The following is an 18,143-nucleotide window of genomic DNA, read 5'->3' on the forward strand; positions in this document are numbered from 1 at the left end:
ATTGTTGGGGCCCAAAGCATGCTAAAGGCGCTGGATTCGAAGGAACAACACTACTCAGTTGATTTGGCAGAGTCAGTTATCTCGGAATCACGTCTAGAACTGTTATGCGAGGATGACCAGGTTGATGAACTTGTAGAGATCATTCGAAGTAAGGGGCGTACTGGCCAACCCGAGGCAGGCTGGGTGGTTGTGATGGATGTAGCAAAGGCTGTCCGGATCGATGTAGCATGAGAAATTGTCAAGTTGACTGTTCAGGCAGGCCCACGTGCTACTTACGGCAAGTCTGTAGATTTAAGTCTTCCGCCATAAATTTTCATGTTGAGATGTCTGGCCTTGGAATTAGATACTAGTGAGACGTTACAACTTTCCGAATGATAGTATGGGGCAGAACATTATACAAATTGGTAGGTCAGTGAGGCGCGCAATTCAACTGTGTCACTTATCAGAGGCTGAACGGACCCTTGATGGATAGGCTATGACAGTCTCTAAAGGGTCGAGGTTGTGTGAAAACACCCCAAACATGTAAACGAATAACGTCCACCATGCGTTAAATTTCATGTAGCAACATTGATTGAGGTGAACATGAAACGATTCATTCAGGGCCAAGGTCGAAACCAAGTCACGTTGCTGCCGGAATGCCTCGATGACTACATCAGTGAAGACAACCCAGTGCGCGTTATTGATGTGTTTGTTGAAGAACTGAATCTCATTGAGCTGGGTTTTACAGGAACTTCACCCGCCGCGACAGGACGGCCCGGTTACCATCCCGCCACACTGCTGAAGATTTATCTCTACGGCTACCTGAATCGCATCCAATCCAGCAGACGCTTAGAGCGTGAAGCGCAACGCAATATTGAGTTGATGTGGCTCACAGAAAGACTATCCCCAGACTTCAAGACCATCGCTGACTTCCGTCATGACAACGGCACCGGTATCCGCAATACCTGTCGACGCTTTGTCGCAATGTGTCGTCAGTTCAATCTGTTCACCCAAGCCATGGTGGCTATCGACGGCAGCAAGTTCAAAACCGTCAACAACCGCGACAAGAACTTCACCCAGCACAAGCTTGAACAGCGGATGAAACAGATCGATGAAAGCATCGAACGCTACATGCGTGCGCTGGACAGTGCAGACCGCGCGCAAACGATCGAAACTGAATTCACGACAGCGCGGTTGAAAGAGAAATTGGCCAAGCTCAGAAAGCATATGCAGGCACTCAAGGCAGTCGAGCAGAATTTACAGCAACAGCCTGATAATCAATTATCCCTGACTGATCCAGACTCGCGCTCCATGGCCACCAGTGGTCGAGGTACAGGTATGGTCGGTTACAACGTACAAACCGCAGTTGACACTCAGCACCACTTGATCGTTGCACACGAAGTAACCAACCTTGGGCATGACCGCACACAACTTGCCAACATGGCTTTCCAGGCACGAGAGGCAACGGGTGCCGACGCATTGGAAGTCATCGCTGACAGGGGGTATTACAAGGGGCCAGAATTGCTGGCCTGCGAACAAGCGGGTATCACGGCCTTTGTGCCCAAAACCATGACCTCCAACAATAAGACACTGGGGTTGGTGGATAAACGTGACTTCATCTATATCAAGCAAGACAACGAGTATCTGTGTCCCGCAGGAGAAAGGCTGGCCCAACGTCATTCAACAATAGAGCATGAAATGAAGATCAATGTGTACTACACCAGAGCATGCCACAGTTGTGCGCTCAAAGCGCAGTGCACAACCGCTAAAGAGCGACGCATCAGACGCTGGGAACACGAAGACGTGCTAGATGTCATGCAGGCTCGCCTGGATAACAATCCTGGCAAGATGAAGCAACGACGATGTACCGTTGAACATGTCTTTGGCACATTAAAACTGTGGATGGGATCTGCGCACTTCCTGATGAAAACCATTGAGCATGTGAGCACTGAGATGAGCTTGCACGTCCTCGCCTACAATCTGCGACGTGTCATGAATATCATGGGTATCTCAGAAATGTTGACAGCGTTGCGACTGGCAGTCGCTTGAGAAGTTAGAGGGATTTTATGTTTATTGGACCTGATAAACCAGCCAAACCACTCTCAGTTTGATCTAAGCGCGTTTTAACAACATCAATCAGAAATTGAAATGAGCTTGGGGCAAAAGCCAACTCAGCAAAGCGCCAAGTTATAGGATTGCGTTTTCACACAATCTCGGTCGGGTACGACCACACACCTTCCAACAAAGCTGACATACGCAAATAATTTTGTAGATAATATTTATCAACTACAGTGGCTGAAAACTGGCTTGCAGCCTTGGACAGACAGACTATAGTGTAAAAGTATTTTTGCACGAGCATTTTTATTGATACGCCAACAGACTTTATTGTTTTAGATCACTACTTAGTTTCATGCGACGCAATTCCGCTGAGTTTTTTGATTAAAAACCAGCATTGTGATCGCCACGCCCCCTTTTGCTGATTTTTTAAGACTCAAACAAGCACTTGGCGTGTTTCCGCAAAAAAACGGTGGATCTGCTGCTCTATTCGTGGATCGATCATCACCTCCGGGCGCTTGCCATTCGGACAGGGAAGTCGTGGCGTCGTTCCGAACAGTCGGCAAATCAGCGGACGCTCTGCATAAACTTGGCATCCCTTGTCACCAAGGTGGGGGCAACTCCATTCAGCAAGCGCAGCCTCATGTTCCGCATCGCTTTTGGCTGGCAGTCTTGCCATCTCCTCAGCAGAGGTGGTCACCGGCCCACAGCAGTCGTGACATCCGGGTACGCACTCAAATGATGGAATTCGCTCTCGGAAAAAACGGATTTTGTGAATGTTACTGGTCATTCGATATCGCACTTAGAAAAAAACAGGTTATTTCGAATCTGCCTATACACAGTCCACCAATAGCCGTCCAAATTAAAGGCTTTCGCTGACGCAAGTTGTTTTTGTCAGTTAGTCTGCGGCGTCAGTATGCATTACTTTGAAACACTCGTCATCTGGAAAAATCAACAATGAATCACGTTACGTAATCACATAAGGATTAATCTCCAGGGTCGTCATTGGCTTAAATTATGAACGTCTGGCAGTACCGTTCTTGGTGAAGATGGAACTGACTGCGACATTTTTGGTCGAATGCCAAGTACGCAACGGAGAAGAAAAATACGATGAAATCGACGTCTACCCCAAGTGATACCCAGTTTGTTCTATTCGGTGCCGGTGGCGACCTATCCTGGCGCCTGGTGGTTCCTGCTCTTTTTAACCTTTTTCTTGATGGAAATCTGCCAAAACGATTTCAGCTACTGGCCGTGGATCGTTTGGACACCAACAACGCTGACCTCGCCGAGCACTACTTTAAAGGCATCACGGAGAATTCGCGTCGGGGAGAGCCGCCTCCTGATTCTTGGGAAACTTTCACCAGTATGATCCACCCCATCATGCTCGATGCGACCGACGCAGAAGGTTTCAAGAAACTGGCCCAAGCGTTGGACTCGAAAGAATCTGAATGGGATTGCAAGGCAGAGCGGGTTTTTTATCTGGCTACACCCCCTTCACTGTTCGAGCCCATTGCGATTGGTCTCGGTGCAGTTGGCCTGGCGCAGGATCGCGAGCATGTGCGCCTGGTGGTCGAAAAGCCACTCGGGAACGACTTGGCATCCTTCCACCAAATCAACGATGTGTTGTGCCGAATTTTTGAAGAACGACAACTTTTCCGTATTGATCATTTTCTCGGCAAAGAAACAGTGCAAAACATTCTGGCCATGCGTTTCGCGAACCCGATCTTTGAGCCAATATGGAACCGACGCTATGTGGACCATGTTGTTATCACCGTTGCCGAAACCTTGGGCGTTGAAAAGCGCGGCAGTTTCTATGAACATGCCGGAGCATTGCGCGACATGGTGCAAAATCATTTGCTGCAATTGCTGTGTCTTGTCGCCATGGAACCTCCCGTGGCCTACGATGCAACTGACATCCGGAACAAAAAGGTTGATGTACTGCATGCTTTGCGTCCCATTCCACACGATGAGGTGGATGCCTTTGCTGCACGTGGTCAGTATGCCGAGGGATGTATCCATGGTGAGAAGCGCCCGGCTTATCGCAACGAGCCCAATGTTGACCTACATTCAAATACCGAAACCTATGCTGCGCTCAAACTCTATGTTGACAACTGGCGTTGGCAGGACGTGCCATTCTATTTACGAACCGGCAAAAGGATGGCGGCCGATGTTTCAGAAATCTCTATTCGTTTTCGCGATGTGCCGCACCGCGCTTTTCCCGCTTCAGCTGGTCTGAATACCCAACCAACACGGCTTGTCATACAGCTCAATCCGGAGCAAGGTATCGTGCTCAAATTTATGGCCAAAGAGCCTGGCTCGCAATTACGGCTAAGCCCCTTCGATATGCGCTTCAGCTATAAGGAAGCCTTCCAGGTTGAAACACCAGCCGCTTATGAAACGTTATTATGGGATGTCATGGTTGGTGATGCCACCTTGTTCATGCGTGCCGATCAGGTAGAAGCTGCGTGGGAAATGGTGATGCCGATTATCGATGCATGGGCAAAAAATACTGCGGCGGATTTTCCCAATTATTCTGCCGGATCGTGGGGGCCAGAATCGGCCGACATGTTAGTGGCTCGCGACGAACACAGTTGGCTGACGCCGACCCTTACGAATGACTAACGGACCATGAGCTTAGTGATGCAAGGACAAACTGAATAATGAATAATGTATCTGTGCAAACCCCCAACCTAGAAGCGCCTGGCAGTCCGGGTATCTCGCCTACATGGTGTAGCAGCGCCAAGGAAGCGGTTGGCTGTGCATTAGGGCCTTCGCGTGTATGGTTCACCATCGGTGGCGGCATCGTGAACGAAGTATATTACCCGCGCATCGATATTCCGCAGATTCGTGACCTTGGTTTCATCGTCGCTGACAATCAAGGTTTTTGGGTAGAGGTGAAGCGTTTAGACAGCCATAAGCTGGTTTGGGCAGCTCAAGGCATCCCGGCAATAGAAATCGTTCATCAACATGACCGTTTCACACTTACGCTGAGGATAACACCTGATCCCCAGCGCGACGTATTGCTTGTGGATGTCCAACTTGATGGCGATGCTAGCCTGCGACCATATGTACTTCTCGCTCCACACCTGGGTGGAAGTGGAAATAACAACCAAGCCGAAGTAAGCACCTATCGCGGCCGCCGTATACTGTGGGCAGAACAAGGCCCTTTTGGTTTGGCCCTGGCTGCGGTAGAAAAAAACCAGCTCGATGCATGGGGTTGCGCAAGTGCGGGATACGTAGGTACCAGCGATGGCTGGCAAGACTTCAATCGCCATGGCCGCATGCAATGGCAGTACGCCGGCGCTGGTCCCGGAAACGTGGCGCTAACGGGTGAGCTTCCTCGGCAAGCGACCCTTGCCCTTGGTTTCGCCGGCAGCAAGGAATCGGCAGCGACCCTGGCAGTTTCCGCCCTACTGCAACCCTTTAATGAACCTTGGCAACAACAGATCGACGACTGGACGACTTGGCATCGTTGCTGCGAAAAGCAGAACGACGGCCTGCACAGCATTCCAGATCTGCTGCGTGACCAATTCTTCACTTCGGCCATGGTATTGCGCTCCCACCAGGACAAAATCTACCCCGGAGCGATGGTGGCAAGTCTGAGTATTCCCTGGGGTAACACGCGCGACGAACGCGGCGGCTACCACCTCGTATGGCCACGAGATTTGGTTGAAAGTGCAGGTGCATTATTAGCCCTCGGCGCCGAAGATGAAGCGCGGGACATACTGCGCTATCTCATCACAACCCAACATGCCGATGGGCACTGGTATCAAAATCAGTGGCTCGGTGGAAAACCCTACTGGCAGGGCATGCAACTTGACTAATCGGCATTTCCCATCTTGCTCGCAGCTCGCTTAAAAGAGCGCAACGCGCTGAAAGGCGTTGAAGTTTCTGACATGATCTCTCGTGCCATCGGATTTATTTCGCGCACCGGGCCAATCAGCCAGCAGGATCGGTGGGAAGAAGATGCAGGGATAAACGCCTTTACTTTGTCCATATGTATCGCTGCCCTTGTCGAGGGGGCTGAATGGCTTGAACCCAAAGCACGCGTGTTCACCCTGGCGCTGGCGGATTTTTGGAATGCTCATATCGAGGACTGGACCGCAGTTTATGATACGGATCTTGCCCGTCAAATCGGTGTACGCGGCTATTACATCCGTAATGCACCGACCGAGCTTGAAAACAATCCCCGCGCACTACTCGATGTGCTGCCAATCAAAAATCTGGCCCTTGATCCGGCACTGCCCGCCGCAGAACAGATTGGCATCGATTGCCTGCAACTTGTTCGGTTCGGCTTACGCCTGGCCGACGACCCATTGATGCTTGATAGTCTTCAGGTCATCGACAAATTATTAAAAGTGGATACGCCGAACGGACCTTCCTGGCATCGCTATAATTGCGACGGCTATGGAGAGCATGATGACGGCGCACCCTTTGATGGCGTAGGGAAGGGCCGAGCCTGGCCGCTACTCACAGGCGAGCGTGGCCACTATGAACTTGCCGCCGGCAAAGATCCGCTTCCCTATCTGGAAGCTATGGCTGCCATGAGTGGTATGGGCGGTATGATCCCGGAGCAAGTATGGGACAGCACACAGATTCAATCACTAGGACTCTATCCGGGCCGCCCCAGTGGGTCTGCAATGCCACTCGTGTGGGCACACGCCGAATACGTTAAGCTGCTGACCTCCAGGCAACTGGGTTACCCCTATGACCGGCCGCCAGCAACCTGGCGGCGATACCAGGGAAAGCGTCCCGTTATTCAGCATGCCATCTGGTTAGCACAGGACCCTATTCAGGAAATTGCAGCTGGGCAAACACTGCTGGTTTCCTTGTTCGAACCGAGCATTATTCATTGGGGCATTGATGGATGGCAATCGAGTCAAAATACAGCAACACTAGAAACAGCCGTTGGGATGCATGTTGCCGAAATCGATACTAAAGGATTACATTCAGGGCAGCGTGTTGATTTCACGTTCCAGAGTGCAGATACAGGTAAGTGGTTGGGCCAAGACTACCTCATTGGAGTAAAATGACGGTGAAGTGAGAGGTTGAGCCTCTTTCGATAATGAATCACTATTAAAACTATGTGTATGGTCACCAAGGTAACGGTACCCTGCACTTTTGCGTAGCTGAATCAGCATAGGAAAGGCTGATATACACCAGTAAATTCGTCATTTAATTTGCAAACCAAAGCAACTTAACACTGGCCTTGGGATTTGATCAGACAGACTTATTGTTCATGTACGATTGAGTTGATCGCATGGGCAATTTTCAGCCCCAGCGCGTTAAGTGCTTTTGCATGTGCGGAGATTAATGGCGCCACACCGGGATTCGCTACCTTTTCAACCAAGACAGAACGCGCTTCGCGTAAACGCTTTCCTGATCTGTTTCGCACACTCCACGCAGCTTCCAATGTGATGGAATCACCCGGTACTGACTCGAACCGCAACACATCTATCAGCACAAAGTAATCCGCACCCTGTCCGCCTTGCTGCAAATCTACCGCAACATGGGCTACTGGCAGTTGCTGCCCAACCGCTTCTGCGATAACGCGGGGGATCTCGCGTTTCAAGGACTCAGACCATCGTTCGGCATCAGAAATACTGTAACGATTCGGCGCTACACGGAGCACAATTTGGGGTCGGTCCAAAGCCTCTGGCAAGGTTGCAGGTTCAATTACAACGCGATATTCAGGCTTGCTTACCGCTTTTACTGGCGGTGGCGACTCACTGGAAAGCACATAAAAATTTGTTTTCTCTGGTGTCGCGCAAGCTGCCAGCACCATGATAGATATGATCAAAACTGCCAGACGCATCATTTCGCAGGCTCCTCTACACGCCCGCGTAAAATCGCACCGGGTTTGCGCTCAAGATAGTCTGCAAGGCTGCGCAAAGCTTCGGCGGCACGCGAAACCTCTCTCAGCGTCTCACGCACGTCACGCTGTATGGGCGCATCGTCCGCAAGCAAGCCATCAAGCCCTTGATCAACACGCGCCAAAGTATGGCTCAGGTCAGCCAATGTTTTTGCTGCTTGCGGGGTTACATCACTGTCAATCCTTTTTATAGCGCGATCTGTTGTGGCAAGCGTGCTTTCAAGGGCTTTTATCGATTTGCGTGCGTCAGCGACTGTTGACTCAAGGGGTAAATTATCCAATTTTCGTGCGAGCCTCAACAGTGTGGATTGCAATTCCTGTACGCTACTAACAACCGTCGGGATTTCTGCACGGCCGGCCTGCTTGCTCATCGCCACTTTAGGTTTTTCAGAAAAAATATCAAGCGCTACGTAAAGCTGCCCTGTAAGAAGGCTTCCGCTCCGCAACTGTGCGCGCAATCCCCGTGAGACAAGCTTTTCCATAAAGGAGCCTCGCTGAACAGCACCATTTTTTTCCTTGCCTCGCAATCGATCAGGATAAAGACGTACTTCAACGGGTACACGAACATCTGCATTTTTTGCATCAAAATCGACGTCGATGGCAGTCACCTCGCCTATTACAACCCCCCTGAAATCAACAGGCGCCCCAACTGACAGACCACGAACCGATTCGTCGAACACCATACGATAAGTTTCCTCAGCAGTATCTGGCAGGCGCATAGCTTTGCCACGGTCGGAATAAAGCAGGAAACTGGTATTTCCCTGTGCCGATGGCGCCGACACTGATTCAACAGGTGTCTCAAAGGATACGCCACCAAACAGTAGCGAAACGGCAGATTCAGTATTCAAGCGAATCCCATTAGCATCAAGAGCCAAATCAAAGCCACTGGCTTGCCAAAAACGGGTATTGGCTTTGACATAACGATCATAAGGGGCTTTGACAAACACATGCAACTGCACCCCTGTCCCGTCTTTATCTAGCTCATAGTTAACAATTGAACCTACCTGAACGCGACGAAAATAGACCGGCGAACCAATATCCAGCGAACCGAGATCTTCAGAATGTAGCTGAAAATGTTGTCCGGGTAAGTCAACAGTGACAATCGGCGGCATATCGAGCCCGACAAACTTGCGCTTAGAATCACCAGATGAGCCTACATCCATACCGATATAGGCTCCCGACAACAACGTATTCAACCCGGAAATCTGTGTGCCGCTAACTCGCGGCCGCACAACCCAGAAGCGGGTATCTGCAACCAGAAATGGCTCTGCCTGTTTACTGAGTATCACGGTAGCAACGACCCGCGTACGGTCTTCCGAAAACGCCACGTTAGTAACACGACCAATATCCACACTGTGATATTTAACGCGCGTCTTCTCAGGCTCTAATCCTTCCGCAGTGCTAAAACTGATTGTGATAGTCGGCCCACGATCGAGTACCGCCTTCACGGCAAGCCAGCCACCAATGAGCGCAGCAACTATGGGTATCAGCCACACCAGTTGCAATGACCACCTTCGACGCGGTACCACACGGGCCTCAGGAACTGTCGATATATCTTGTATGTTTGGTGGCTGCTCTATGATGCTTCCTCCTGTGTATCCCAGATCAATCGTGGGTCAAAACTTGTAGCAGAAAACATGGTAAGTACTACCACTGCGCCAAATGCCGCTGCACCAGGCCCGGCATGAATCGATGCGAGTGTACTCACCTGAACCAGCGCCACAAGAATTGTTACGACGTAAATATCGAGCATAGACCAGCGGCCAGCGAACTCTATCAAGCGATAAAGCCGCGTGCGAGTCCGTCGATATCTGACAGAGCCCATTTGCACTGAACCGGCAAGTATTGCAAGTGCAATCATCTTTAGCAGGGGAACCAGCACACTGGCAAAAAATACGACCATCGCCAAAACATAAGACCCCGAAGTCCAAAGAAATGCAATGCCAGAAAGAATAGTATCGTTCTGCGTCCCGAATAGCGAACTTGTGTCCATAATCGGCAGAACATTGGCTGGTACATACAGAATCATCGCTGCGATTAGAAATGCCCATGTTCGAACCAGACTTGCAGGCTTTCTCGTATGCAGCGCCGCTCCGCAGCGTGGACAGTGAGCTACATCACCTGTAGATGGCGCGCGACTTACCAGCCTGCAAACTTCACAAGCCAGCAACCCTATCCGGGCTGTAATGGGTGCTGGATTCAATTTACTGCCTCCAACTGCACCCAAGCGGCATCAGCATCGAACGAAGCGGCAGACGCTGCAATAAATACCATCAATGCACCAAAGGTAAACAGGGCCATTCCTGGTTCAATTATCGCGATATGCGCAAGTTTTACCAACGACACCAGAACACCGAGCAAAAACACCTCTACCATGCCCCATGGCTTGACTCTCTCAATAAAATGAAGGATTGGAACAGCTCCCCATCCCTGCGAACCGCTACGCAGCACTACAAGCACCCATGTGAGTCCGATAAGTTCAGCCGCCGGCACGAAAATTGTAGTAAAGAATACCAAGGTGGCTACCGCACGTGAGTTGTCATCCCACAGTGACTCCACCGCACCGAAGAGTGTGGTGCTGGTGTGAGTCCCTTGTACTTCCAAACCAAATATAGGGTATATATTAGCTATCACAAATAGAATACATGCCGTCAGCGCCAGTGCCAGCGCTCGTTCATTGGAATCTGATGGTGCTTGCCGATAAAGAAATGCACCGCAGCGTACACAACGCGCCACACCTTTTGGCGGCAGCGTCGCATGACGATGTAATAAATCGCATTCTTGACAAGCTACAAAAGTAACTGAACTCGTATCCAGATTATTAGCCATAGAAGCATGAAAAACTTGGGTGAAAAAGCCTGAAAAACAAACTGCATTTTTATCAATTAACAATTGCCTGCTCAAAACCAGTATCAACACAAATTAATATCATTCAAAAATACGGTTAATTTTAATAAAAACATAGCAATTATCTTCTATTTAATTTGTTTCAACGCAATAAGTATGTCTATTGAAACAGGTGAAGTCCAGCCTCTTTGAACTTTTTAAAAAAAATATTCTCTACATCAATTCAAGTGAACTTATTTGGAAGACATTACGATGGATGCAGTTACAGCGCCCTTTATCACTTCTGCGCATGCGGCTTTCAACAGTCTGCGAGACTATCTTAACGACCAGATTTTGGGACAGGAAAACCTGGTCGAACGTCTGTTGGTGGCCCTGCTTGCTGATGGCCACTTACTGGTTGAAGGGCCGCCGGGATTAGCCAAGACTCGTGCCATCAAAGCTCTGGCCCATGGCCTGGAGGCCGATTTCCAGCGCGTGCAGTTCACGCCGGACATGTTACCGGCAGATCTCACTGGATCCGACATCTATCGTCCTCAGGAAGGTGAATTCCATTTCCAGCGCGGCCCACTGTTTCATAATCTGATTTTGGCAGATGAGGTGAACCGTGCACCTGCCAAAGTTCAATCAGCCCTGCTTGAAGCCATGGGTGAACATCAGATCAGCGTTGGCACCAATACCTATCGTCTGCCCGGCCTGTTTCTGGTGATGGCAACCCAAAATCCGATTGAACATGAAGGCACCTACCCCCTCCCAGAGGCACAGTTAGACCGATTCATGCTCAACACCCTGGTGGATTATCCCGACCGTGCTACCACCTTACGCATCATGGCGTTATCACGGCACGAAGCTCAGGAGGCCAAGGAACTATCACCCCCTCCCAGATTATTGTCACAGGAATTAGTCTTTATTGCTCGCCGTGAAGTACTGGGTCTCACGCTCGTCGATTCGGTAGCCGAATATATCGCCGCTCTGGTCGAAGCCACACGAAAACCTGAAAAATACAGCCCCAAACTGACCGAGTGGTTACGATGGGGTGCCAGTCCACGTGCAGCTATCGCCATGGAGCGGGGAGCCAGGGCACTTGCATGGTTAGAGGGACGAGACTATGTTAGCCCGGAAGATGTTCAGGCTATCGCCCCTGATGCACTCCGCCATCGATTATTACTGGATTACACAGCCCAAGCCCGTGGTGTAACGACCAAGGAGTGCATCACTGAATTGCTGCAACAGGTTCCAGTCCCATGATTCTCCCTGATCTGACGGAACTGGTTGCCATGCGCGGTGCCGCGCATGGCCTCAGCTTACACACCCACCGGCCCGCCTTGGCAATGTTACACGGGGGACACCGCAGCGCCCAGCGAGGTCGAGGTCTGGATTTCGAAGAAGTGCGACGCTATGCTCCCGGAGACGATGCCCGCACCATCGACTGGCGAGTCACTGCCCGACGCGGTCAGCTCTATACAAAACTGTTCAGAGAAGAACGAGAACGGCCTGTCTGGTTGGTGGCAGATCTGCACTCTGGCCTTTTTTTCGGCAGTCGCTATCAGTTGAAATCAGCTCTGTTGTTACGCACGGCAAGTATGCTGGCCTGGGTTGCCGCCCTCGGCGGTGACCGCCTGGGAGCATTGATCACCAACAATCAGTCATTACCCCAGATCTTTCCGCCTCGCGCCAGAGAAGCCGGCGTACTGCCCGTGCTGGAAGCACTGGTAGAGGCCCAACCAAAGATGCCTGGCGCACCTGATGAAAAAGGGCTTAACCTGGCTCTGGCTTCCTTGCGCCCTCTTCTCCAGCCTGGCAGTCTGGTGATGATTTTAAGCGATTTCAGCGGACTGAATGACCTTACTGAAGCCAGCTTGGCAGGTATAGCATTTCACAATGACTGTCGACTGTTGTGGCTGACCGATCCGTTAGAAAGTTCTGGCTTACCCACTGGGAAATATCGGGTTGGCCTGCCTGGTCAGCTTTGGTGGATGAATGGCGAGCAAAGTCGTACCGCCTGGCAAGAAAAGTGGGCCGCACGAGAAACGCGTTTAGACCAGATTGCTCGCCGCCTCAACCTCCCGCTCATTCGGCTTGATACCCAAAACCCTGTTACTGAAACCCTCCCACCGCTGCTCCGGGAATCAACATGGTAGAAAATAACACTGACTGGCTCTCCAAACTGGCTCCACCACATGCACCAACACCCGCAGGCTGGTGGCCACCTGCACCGGGTTGGTGGGCATTAGCGCTCATTCTGCTAATTATTTCCGGGATCATCATCTACCGAAATTCTCGTCATAAAACCCACCTTAGTCGCATCGCCTTACGCGAACTCAAACAACTGGAATCCACCTCTATCAATGATGTTCAGCTTGCCAGCGAACTGGAGCATCTGATGCGCCGCTATGCGCTTGCCATCTATGGCAGAGAGTATGTGGCCAACTTGAGTGGCGACACCTGGCTGGCCTTTATTGCCAGTCATGGGGCCAAGGAAATGACTGGAGAAGCCGGTAAAAGCTTTTTATGTGCCGCATATGGCAGCCAGGTAAAAACTGATCGTACACAATGGTTGCAAGGTGCCAGAAACTTCTTGAGGCGCTATTGATGATTCATGTTGAATGGCCATGGATGCTAGTTTTCTTGCCCCTGCCCTGGCTGCTGAATCATTGGTTGCCACCCGCTCAGCCGTCCGGTGCCGCTTTGTTTTTACCTTTTGCTGCAAAGATAGCGACTGGTTCGACACCTGCAGTTCGCACCCTGCCTCGGCTTCGTAAATGGCTGTTCGCATTTGTCTGGTTGTTACTGATGCTGGCAGCCATCCGTCCTCAATGGCTAGGCAATCCGGAATCTGTGCCTATTACCGGTCGGCGTCTGCTATTAGCGGTAGATGTTTCCGGCTCAATGTCCACTGAAGACATGGCCGGAGGCTATACCCGGCTCCAGGTTGTACAAAAAGTGGCGGGAGATTTCATCCGCCGCAGGAAGGGTGACCAACTAGGGCTCATCTTGTTTGGTACTCGACCTTATCTGCAGGCACCACTCACCACCGATCAACATACCGTAGGTCAGTTTCTGAATGAAGCCATGGTCGGCGTAGCTGGAACGCAAACAGCCATTGGCGATGCCATCGGTCTTGCTATCAAAAGATTGCGGGACAATCCAGACAAGACCGGACATAAGGGTGACACGGTGTTGATCCTGCTTACTGATGGAAGCAGCAACGCTGGCGCCATGCCTCCGGAAGAGGCAGCAAAAATGGCGGCGACCGCCGGCCTGCGTATTTATACCATCGGCGTGGGTTCCAACGCGCAACCGGATTTCTTCGGGCTTGGTGGCGGAAGCGATCTCGACGAAGACACCTTGAAATTCATTGCTAAAACTACGAATGGAGAATACTTCCGGGCAACAGACGCCAGCGACCTTGAAAAGGTCTACGCCCGGATCGACAAACTCGAACCTAGCGCCGCAAAACAACAATGGTATCGCCCAAGGGACGAGTGGTTCCAATGGCCACTTGGAATGGCCCTGCTTCTCAGCTTACCAGCCGTATTGTGGAGTGAAAAAAAATGGATCTGATGCAGAATTTTCACTTGCTGCGCCCTGGCTGGTTGCTTGCGTTGCCACTGCTTTGGGGAACGAGTTTCTGGCTGGCTCGCCGCAATAGTGGAGACGGAGACTGGAAACAGCTTGTTGACTCAGATCTGCTGCCCGGCCTGCTTCTGGCGAGCGATAGCAAGCGCAACTGGACTCCATGGCCATGGTTAGCACTGGCCTGGACAATAGCAGTATTGGCTCTGTCAGGTCCAAGCTGGCAAAAGGAAACCTCTGTCGCATTTCGTGGCACTGAAGAATGGGCGCTTATACTGGATTTATCTCCATCAATGGCGGCCTCTGATGTAAAACCGAATCGCTTCACTCGCGCCCGTTATGCATTGGATGACATCCTCAACTCCGCCAAAGATGCACGCGTGAGTTTAATCGCATTTAGCGATGAGCCCTATACCGTCACACCAATGACGGACGATGTTGCCACGATACGTGCGCTCTTGCCCCCACTAAGCCCCAACATCATGCCCAGTGCGGGAGACAATGTCGCTCCCGCCCTTGAGCAAGCTGAAAAATTGATCAGACAGGGCGGTGCTAATAAAGGCCAGATAATAGTACTGACTGACGGTTTTTCGGATCCAGCAGCAGCATTCGTTGCAGCCAAAAAACTCAAATCACAAGGTATGACAGTCAATGTGGTGGCAATTGGCACCCCTGCAGGCGCACCGCTCAGCAAGCAGGATGGTAGTTTCGTCCAAAATGCGCAGGGCACACTGAAAATGGCCAGCCTTGATGTAGAGCTATTACAGCAACTAGCCTCCGCAGGAGGTGGCCGCTATGTGGAATTGTCCCAATTACCTGATTTGCTAACTAACCTTCAAGCACGGTCAGAACAAACTGGCAAAGTGAATGCTGAGAAAAATATCCAGGTACAACATTGGCTGGATGGCGGAGTATGGCTCTTGCCATTCCTGTTATTGGCCTCTGCTTTTCTGGCTAGGCGGGGATGGTTATGATGCGAGGTCTGTTAATCATATGTCTGCTGGTATGGACAGCCATCGCCCAGGCTAGCGATACATGGAAAAACTTGTGGCTCACCGCAGATCAACAAGGTGAACAACTGATGCAACAGGGTAAGGCCAAAGAAGCTGCCAGGATTTTCAGCAACCCACGGCGTAAAGCTTATGCAGAATTGCAAGCTAAAGATTACCAGCATGCTGCAAAAGATTTCGAAACGTTCAATGACAGCGATGGACATTACAATCGAGGCAATGCGTTAGCTAAAGCCGGTCAGCTGCAAGAAGCTATCAAAGCCTATGATGCAGCCCTGGCACATGACCCAAAGAATGAGGATGCCCGCCACAATCGTGAGTTAGTAGCCAAGGCACTTCAAAAACAACCACCCCAGCCTAAACCTTCTCCCACTGACAAATCTTCAAGCAACGAGAACAAAAATACCAGTAACAATCAGCCCGGCAATAAAAAAGATGCTAACAAGCAGGCTGATGATAAAAAGAGCTCCACTTCCAAAGACACAGAAAATAATGGGCAACAAAACCAAAACAATCGAGCTAAATCCAATCAGGACAAAGCCGATCAGAGTAAAAATAACAATACCAATACTAAACAGAAAGATGCTAATTCTGGGCAGAAAAACGCTAATTCAGAACAGAAAGCTAACCAGGAACAGGAACAACAAGCACAGGAAAATCAACCAGGCCAGGCCAGCAAACCGAATACTCAGCCTCAACCAGGCAACGATGCAAATGAAGCTAAACAAGCCAAACAAGACGCAGAAGCTGCACTGAATAAATTACCTGCGGGCCAAAAAGCAGTATCCTCAAACACACCTGTCAGCGAAAAACAACTTGCGCAAGAGCAATGGCTGCAGCGTATTCCGGACGACCCCGGTGGTTTGTTACGACGTAAATTTATGATCGAACATATGATCCGACAGCAAGGCACTAATCCATGAAAAAAACAGTTCTTTTCTTTATTTTATTGTTAATTTCCGGACTGAGCCTGCCAGCCTCGGCAGCAATCACCGCCTTGCTGGACAAAAATCAGGTCGGGATTGGCGAATCTGTTCAGCTCACTCTGCAACACGATGGGCAAACCGACAGCCAACCCGATCTAACCCCTCTAAAACAAGATTTTAATGTACTCGGGCGAAGCACTGGTTCCACCATTCAGTTCATCAATGGAAAAATGTCCTCACAAGTGCAGGTAAGCCTTGCTATTGCGCCTAAACACAGTGGTAAATTAATCGTGCCAGCACTGCAATGGGATGGACAGTTTTCTCCTGTGCTTGCGTTAACCGTCAGCAGTAACAGCGCAACGGGGCAAACGGCAAACCAGTCCAATGGAAATGCAACTCACGAATTCGTCACTACCGCACTGGACCAGAAACAACCTTATGTACAAGCTGCGGTTACACTGACCGTACGTCTTTATACTGACGAACCCCTGATAGAAGCCAGTCTGGACATTCAACCCAACAATGATGTCCAGATCCAGCAACTTGGGAAAGACCGTCAAACCAGCGAAACGCGCAACGGCCGAAATTACCAGGTTATTGAACGTAAATATCTGTTGTTTCCACAACGCAGTGGCCGGATAACGCTGGATGGGCCAGTGCTAAACGCCCAAGTAAAGGATACACGCAATACCGATTCAATCAGCCAGGACCCATTTTTCAATAATTTTTTGGGGCATAATCCGCTTGCCGGCATGTTCAATGCTACCCGGCCCTTACGACTTCAGGGTGAACAGATCGTATTAAACGTATTGCCACGCCCTGCAGGTAATACTGGGAAGAATTGGCTTCCAGCGCAAAATGTCACGCTAGAGGAAACCTGGCAACCAGATAATGGGCTTGTCCACGCTGGAGAACCCATTACCAGGCATCTTCATCTTGTTGCCAAGGGGTTAACCGCAAACCAATTGCCTGACATGAGTTCATTGATGAACCTGCCAGCAAATCTTCGAGCCTATCCAGACCAGCCCAGTCTGAATACAGAGGTTCAAGGAGAAGGGGTGATCGGTACCCGGGATCAAGACATCGCTTTAATAGCCAATCAGCCTGGTAAATTTGTCATTCCCGCTACGCATCTATTCTGGTGGGACACTAACAAAAATATTCAGCGTGAGATTGTTTTACCTATACATACACTGGATGTGCTACCCAGCACGACTGCCGTATCGACTAGCTCTACGCCCTCCAGCAGTCAGGTTGCTCCTGCTTCGAGACCACCAGTCAAGAACGATTCCCTTACACCTGCAAAGCAAAAATACACGGAGAATGCTTACTGGCCATGGATCAGCCTGGGTCTGATAGTGCTTTGGATCGCAACTATTTTCGCATGGTGGCGCACCAGTCGTTCCAGGCACCCTAAAATGCCAACCGGACTTATACAGAACGCAGCCATTCCGGCTTCAAAATCCAGCGCTGACAACGCCCACAAAGCTTTTCAGCAAGCCTGCCTGAAAAATGATCCTCAGTCAGCACGTCGCCACCTCCAGGACTGGGCAAAGAACACTTGGCCGAATGACCCTCCTATTGGCCTCAAAGCAATTTCAGAGCGATTGGGCATATCAAATCTGAAACCATTACTGAATCAGCTTGATCGAGCCTGTTATGCAGGCGAGAAATGGGAGGGAAAGGCATTAAAGGAAGCACTCAAATCAATACCCGTCACCACAAAGAAGGGTATTAAATCTACGCCAGAACTATCTGAGTTATATCCATAATCCGCTTGAATGTATTGGTCGGCACAGTAGTGCTGTGGCACAAACAACTTAAGGTCGTGCTCCAAGTCTATCGTACAGAGCCAAGCATTTTGAAACATATCCAACCTTG

17 protein-coding genes are annotated in these 18,143 nt (G+C 50.4%); 12 read left to right on the top strand and 5 right to left on the bottom strand.

What is annotated here, in order from left to right:
- Both EDC63_RS04280 and EDC63_RS04285 read left to right on the top strand, forming a co-directional pair.
- A partial coding sequence (locus tag EDC63_RS04280; protein ID WP_132920889.1) for a P-II family nitrogen regulator occupies positions 1–231 on the top strand: 231 nt, incomplete at its 5' end.
- 351 nt (positions 232–582) lie between these two features.
- Positions 583–2,028 carry an IS1182 family transposase gene (locus EDC63_RS04285; RefSeq protein ID WP_124948253.1) on the top strand — a complete coding sequence of 482 codons (1,446 nt, stop codon included), beginning with the start codon at positions 583–585 and terminating at the stop codon, positions 2,026–2,028.
- A 442-nt stretch (positions 2,029–2,470) separates the two neighbouring features.
- Here EDC63_RS04285 and EDC63_RS04290 read toward each other — a convergent pair whose 3' ends face one another.
- Positions 2,471–2,824 (bottom strand): YkgJ family cysteine cluster protein, encoded by a 354-nt coding sequence (locus tag EDC63_RS04290; protein WP_124948254.1) that lies wholly within the window; start codon positions 2,822–2,824, stop codon positions 2,471–2,473.
- Between the two features lie 320 nt (positions 2,825–3,144).
- Here EDC63_RS04290 and zwf point away from each other — a divergent pair, with 320 nt between their 5' ends.
- The 3 genes from zwf to EDC63_RS18720 are packed head-to-tail and all read left to right on the top strand — an operon-like array spanning position 3,145 to position 7,067.
- Positions 3,145–4,656: a glucose-6-phosphate dehydrogenase gene (zwf, locus tag EDC63_RS04295; protein ID WP_124948255.1), complete on the top strand. Its 1,512-nt coding sequence runs from the start codon at positions 3,145–3,147 to the stop codon at positions 4,654–4,656.
- Between the two features lie 38 nt (positions 4,657–4,694).
- Positions 4,695–5,858: a glycoside hydrolase family 15 protein gene (locus tag EDC63_RS18715; protein WP_223248495.1), complete on the top strand. Its 1,164-nt coding sequence runs from the start codon at positions 4,695–4,697 to the stop codon at positions 5,856–5,858.
- Positions 5,859–5,873: 15 nt separating this feature from the next.
- On the top strand, positions 5,874–7,067 hold the full coding sequence (locus tag EDC63_RS18720; protein WP_223248496.1) for a glycoside hydrolase family 15 protein: 1,194 nt from the start codon (positions 5,874–5,876) through the stop codon (positions 7,065–7,067).
- 197 nt (positions 7,068–7,264) lie between these two features.
- On the opposite strand, the gene EDC63_RS04305 is transcribed toward EDC63_RS18720, so the two are convergent.
- The 4 genes from EDC63_RS04305 to EDC63_RS04320 all read right to left on the bottom strand — a co-directional run bounded on the left by EDC63_RS04305 (position 7,265) and on the right by EDC63_RS04320 (position 10,735).
- Positions 7,265–7,852 carry a PqiC family protein gene (locus EDC63_RS04305; RefSeq protein WP_124948256.1) on the bottom strand — a complete coding sequence of 196 codons (588 nt, stop codon included), beginning with the start codon at positions 7,850–7,852 and terminating at the stop codon, positions 7,265–7,267.
- Positions 7,849–9,402 (bottom strand): PqiB family protein, encoded by a 1,554-nt coding sequence (locus EDC63_RS04310; protein WP_223248503.1) that lies wholly within the window; start codon positions 9,400–9,402, stop codon positions 7,849–7,851. Before EDC63_RS04310 ends, EDC63_RS04305 begins: the two co-directional genes overlap by 4 nt.
- 80 nt (positions 9,403–9,482) lie before the next feature.
- Positions 9,483–10,109: a paraquat-inducible protein A gene (locus tag EDC63_RS04315; protein WP_189836570.1), complete on the bottom strand. Its 627-nt coding sequence runs from the start codon at positions 10,107–10,109 to the stop codon at positions 9,483–9,485.
- Positions 10,106–10,735, bottom strand: a complete 630-nt coding sequence (locus EDC63_RS04320; protein WP_124948258.1) for a paraquat-inducible protein A — start codon at positions 10,733–10,735, stop codon at positions 10,106–10,108. Before EDC63_RS04320 ends, EDC63_RS04315 begins: the two co-directional genes overlap by 4 nt.
- Before the next feature lie 270 nt (positions 10,736–11,005).
- Between EDC63_RS04320 and EDC63_RS04325 the strand changes: the two genes are divergently transcribed.
- From EDC63_RS04325 to EDC63_RS04355, 7 genes are read left to right on the top strand one after another with little or no spacing between them, the layout of a single operon-like run.
- Complete coding sequence (locus EDC63_RS04325) at positions 11,006–11,998, top strand: AAA family ATPase (protein ID WP_124948259.1); 993 nt, start codon at positions 11,006–11,008, stop codon at positions 11,996–11,998.
- Positions 11,995–12,891, top strand: coding sequence for a DUF58 domain-containing protein (locus EDC63_RS04330; protein WP_124948260.1), 897 nt, complete (start codon positions 11,995–11,997; stop codon positions 12,889–12,891). Before EDC63_RS04325 ends, EDC63_RS04330 begins: the two co-directional genes overlap by 4 nt.
- Positions 12,885–13,343 carry a DUF4381 domain-containing protein gene (locus EDC63_RS04335; protein WP_124948261.1) on the top strand — a complete coding sequence of 153 codons (459 nt, stop codon included), beginning with the start codon at positions 12,885–12,887 and terminating at the stop codon, positions 13,341–13,343. Before EDC63_RS04330 ends, EDC63_RS04335 begins: the two co-directional genes overlap by 7 nt.
- Positions 13,343–14,314, top strand: a complete 972-nt coding sequence (locus EDC63_RS04340; RefSeq protein WP_124948262.1) for a VWA domain-containing protein — start codon at positions 13,343–13,345, stop codon at positions 14,312–14,314. The genes EDC63_RS04335 and EDC63_RS04340 overlap by 1 nt, the downstream gene beginning before the upstream one ends.
- On the top strand, positions 14,305–15,300 hold the full coding sequence (locus tag EDC63_RS04345; protein ID WP_124948263.1) for a vWA domain-containing protein: 996 nt from the start codon (positions 14,305–14,307) through the stop codon (positions 15,298–15,300). The genes EDC63_RS04340 and EDC63_RS04345 overlap by 10 nt, the downstream gene beginning before the upstream one ends.
- Positions 15,297–16,259: a tetratricopeptide repeat protein gene (locus tag EDC63_RS04350; protein WP_165922906.1), complete on the top strand. Its 963-nt coding sequence runs from the start codon at positions 15,297–15,299 to the stop codon at positions 16,257–16,259. Before EDC63_RS04345 ends, EDC63_RS04350 begins: the two co-directional genes overlap by 4 nt.
- Entirely contained in the window at positions 16,256–18,034 is a 1,779-nt protein-coding gene (locus EDC63_RS04355) for a BatD family protein (protein ID WP_124948265.1), read from the top strand. The genes EDC63_RS04350 and EDC63_RS04355 overlap by 4 nt, the downstream gene beginning before the upstream one ends.
- The last annotated feature ends 109 nt before the right edge of the window (positions 18,035–18,143 follow it).

Source organism: Sulfurirhabdus autotrophica, assembly GCF_004346685.1.
In the GTDB taxonomy this organism is placed as follows: Bacteria; Pseudomonadota; Gammaproteobacteria; order Burkholderiales; family SMCO01; genus Sulfurirhabdus; species Sulfurirhabdus autotrophica.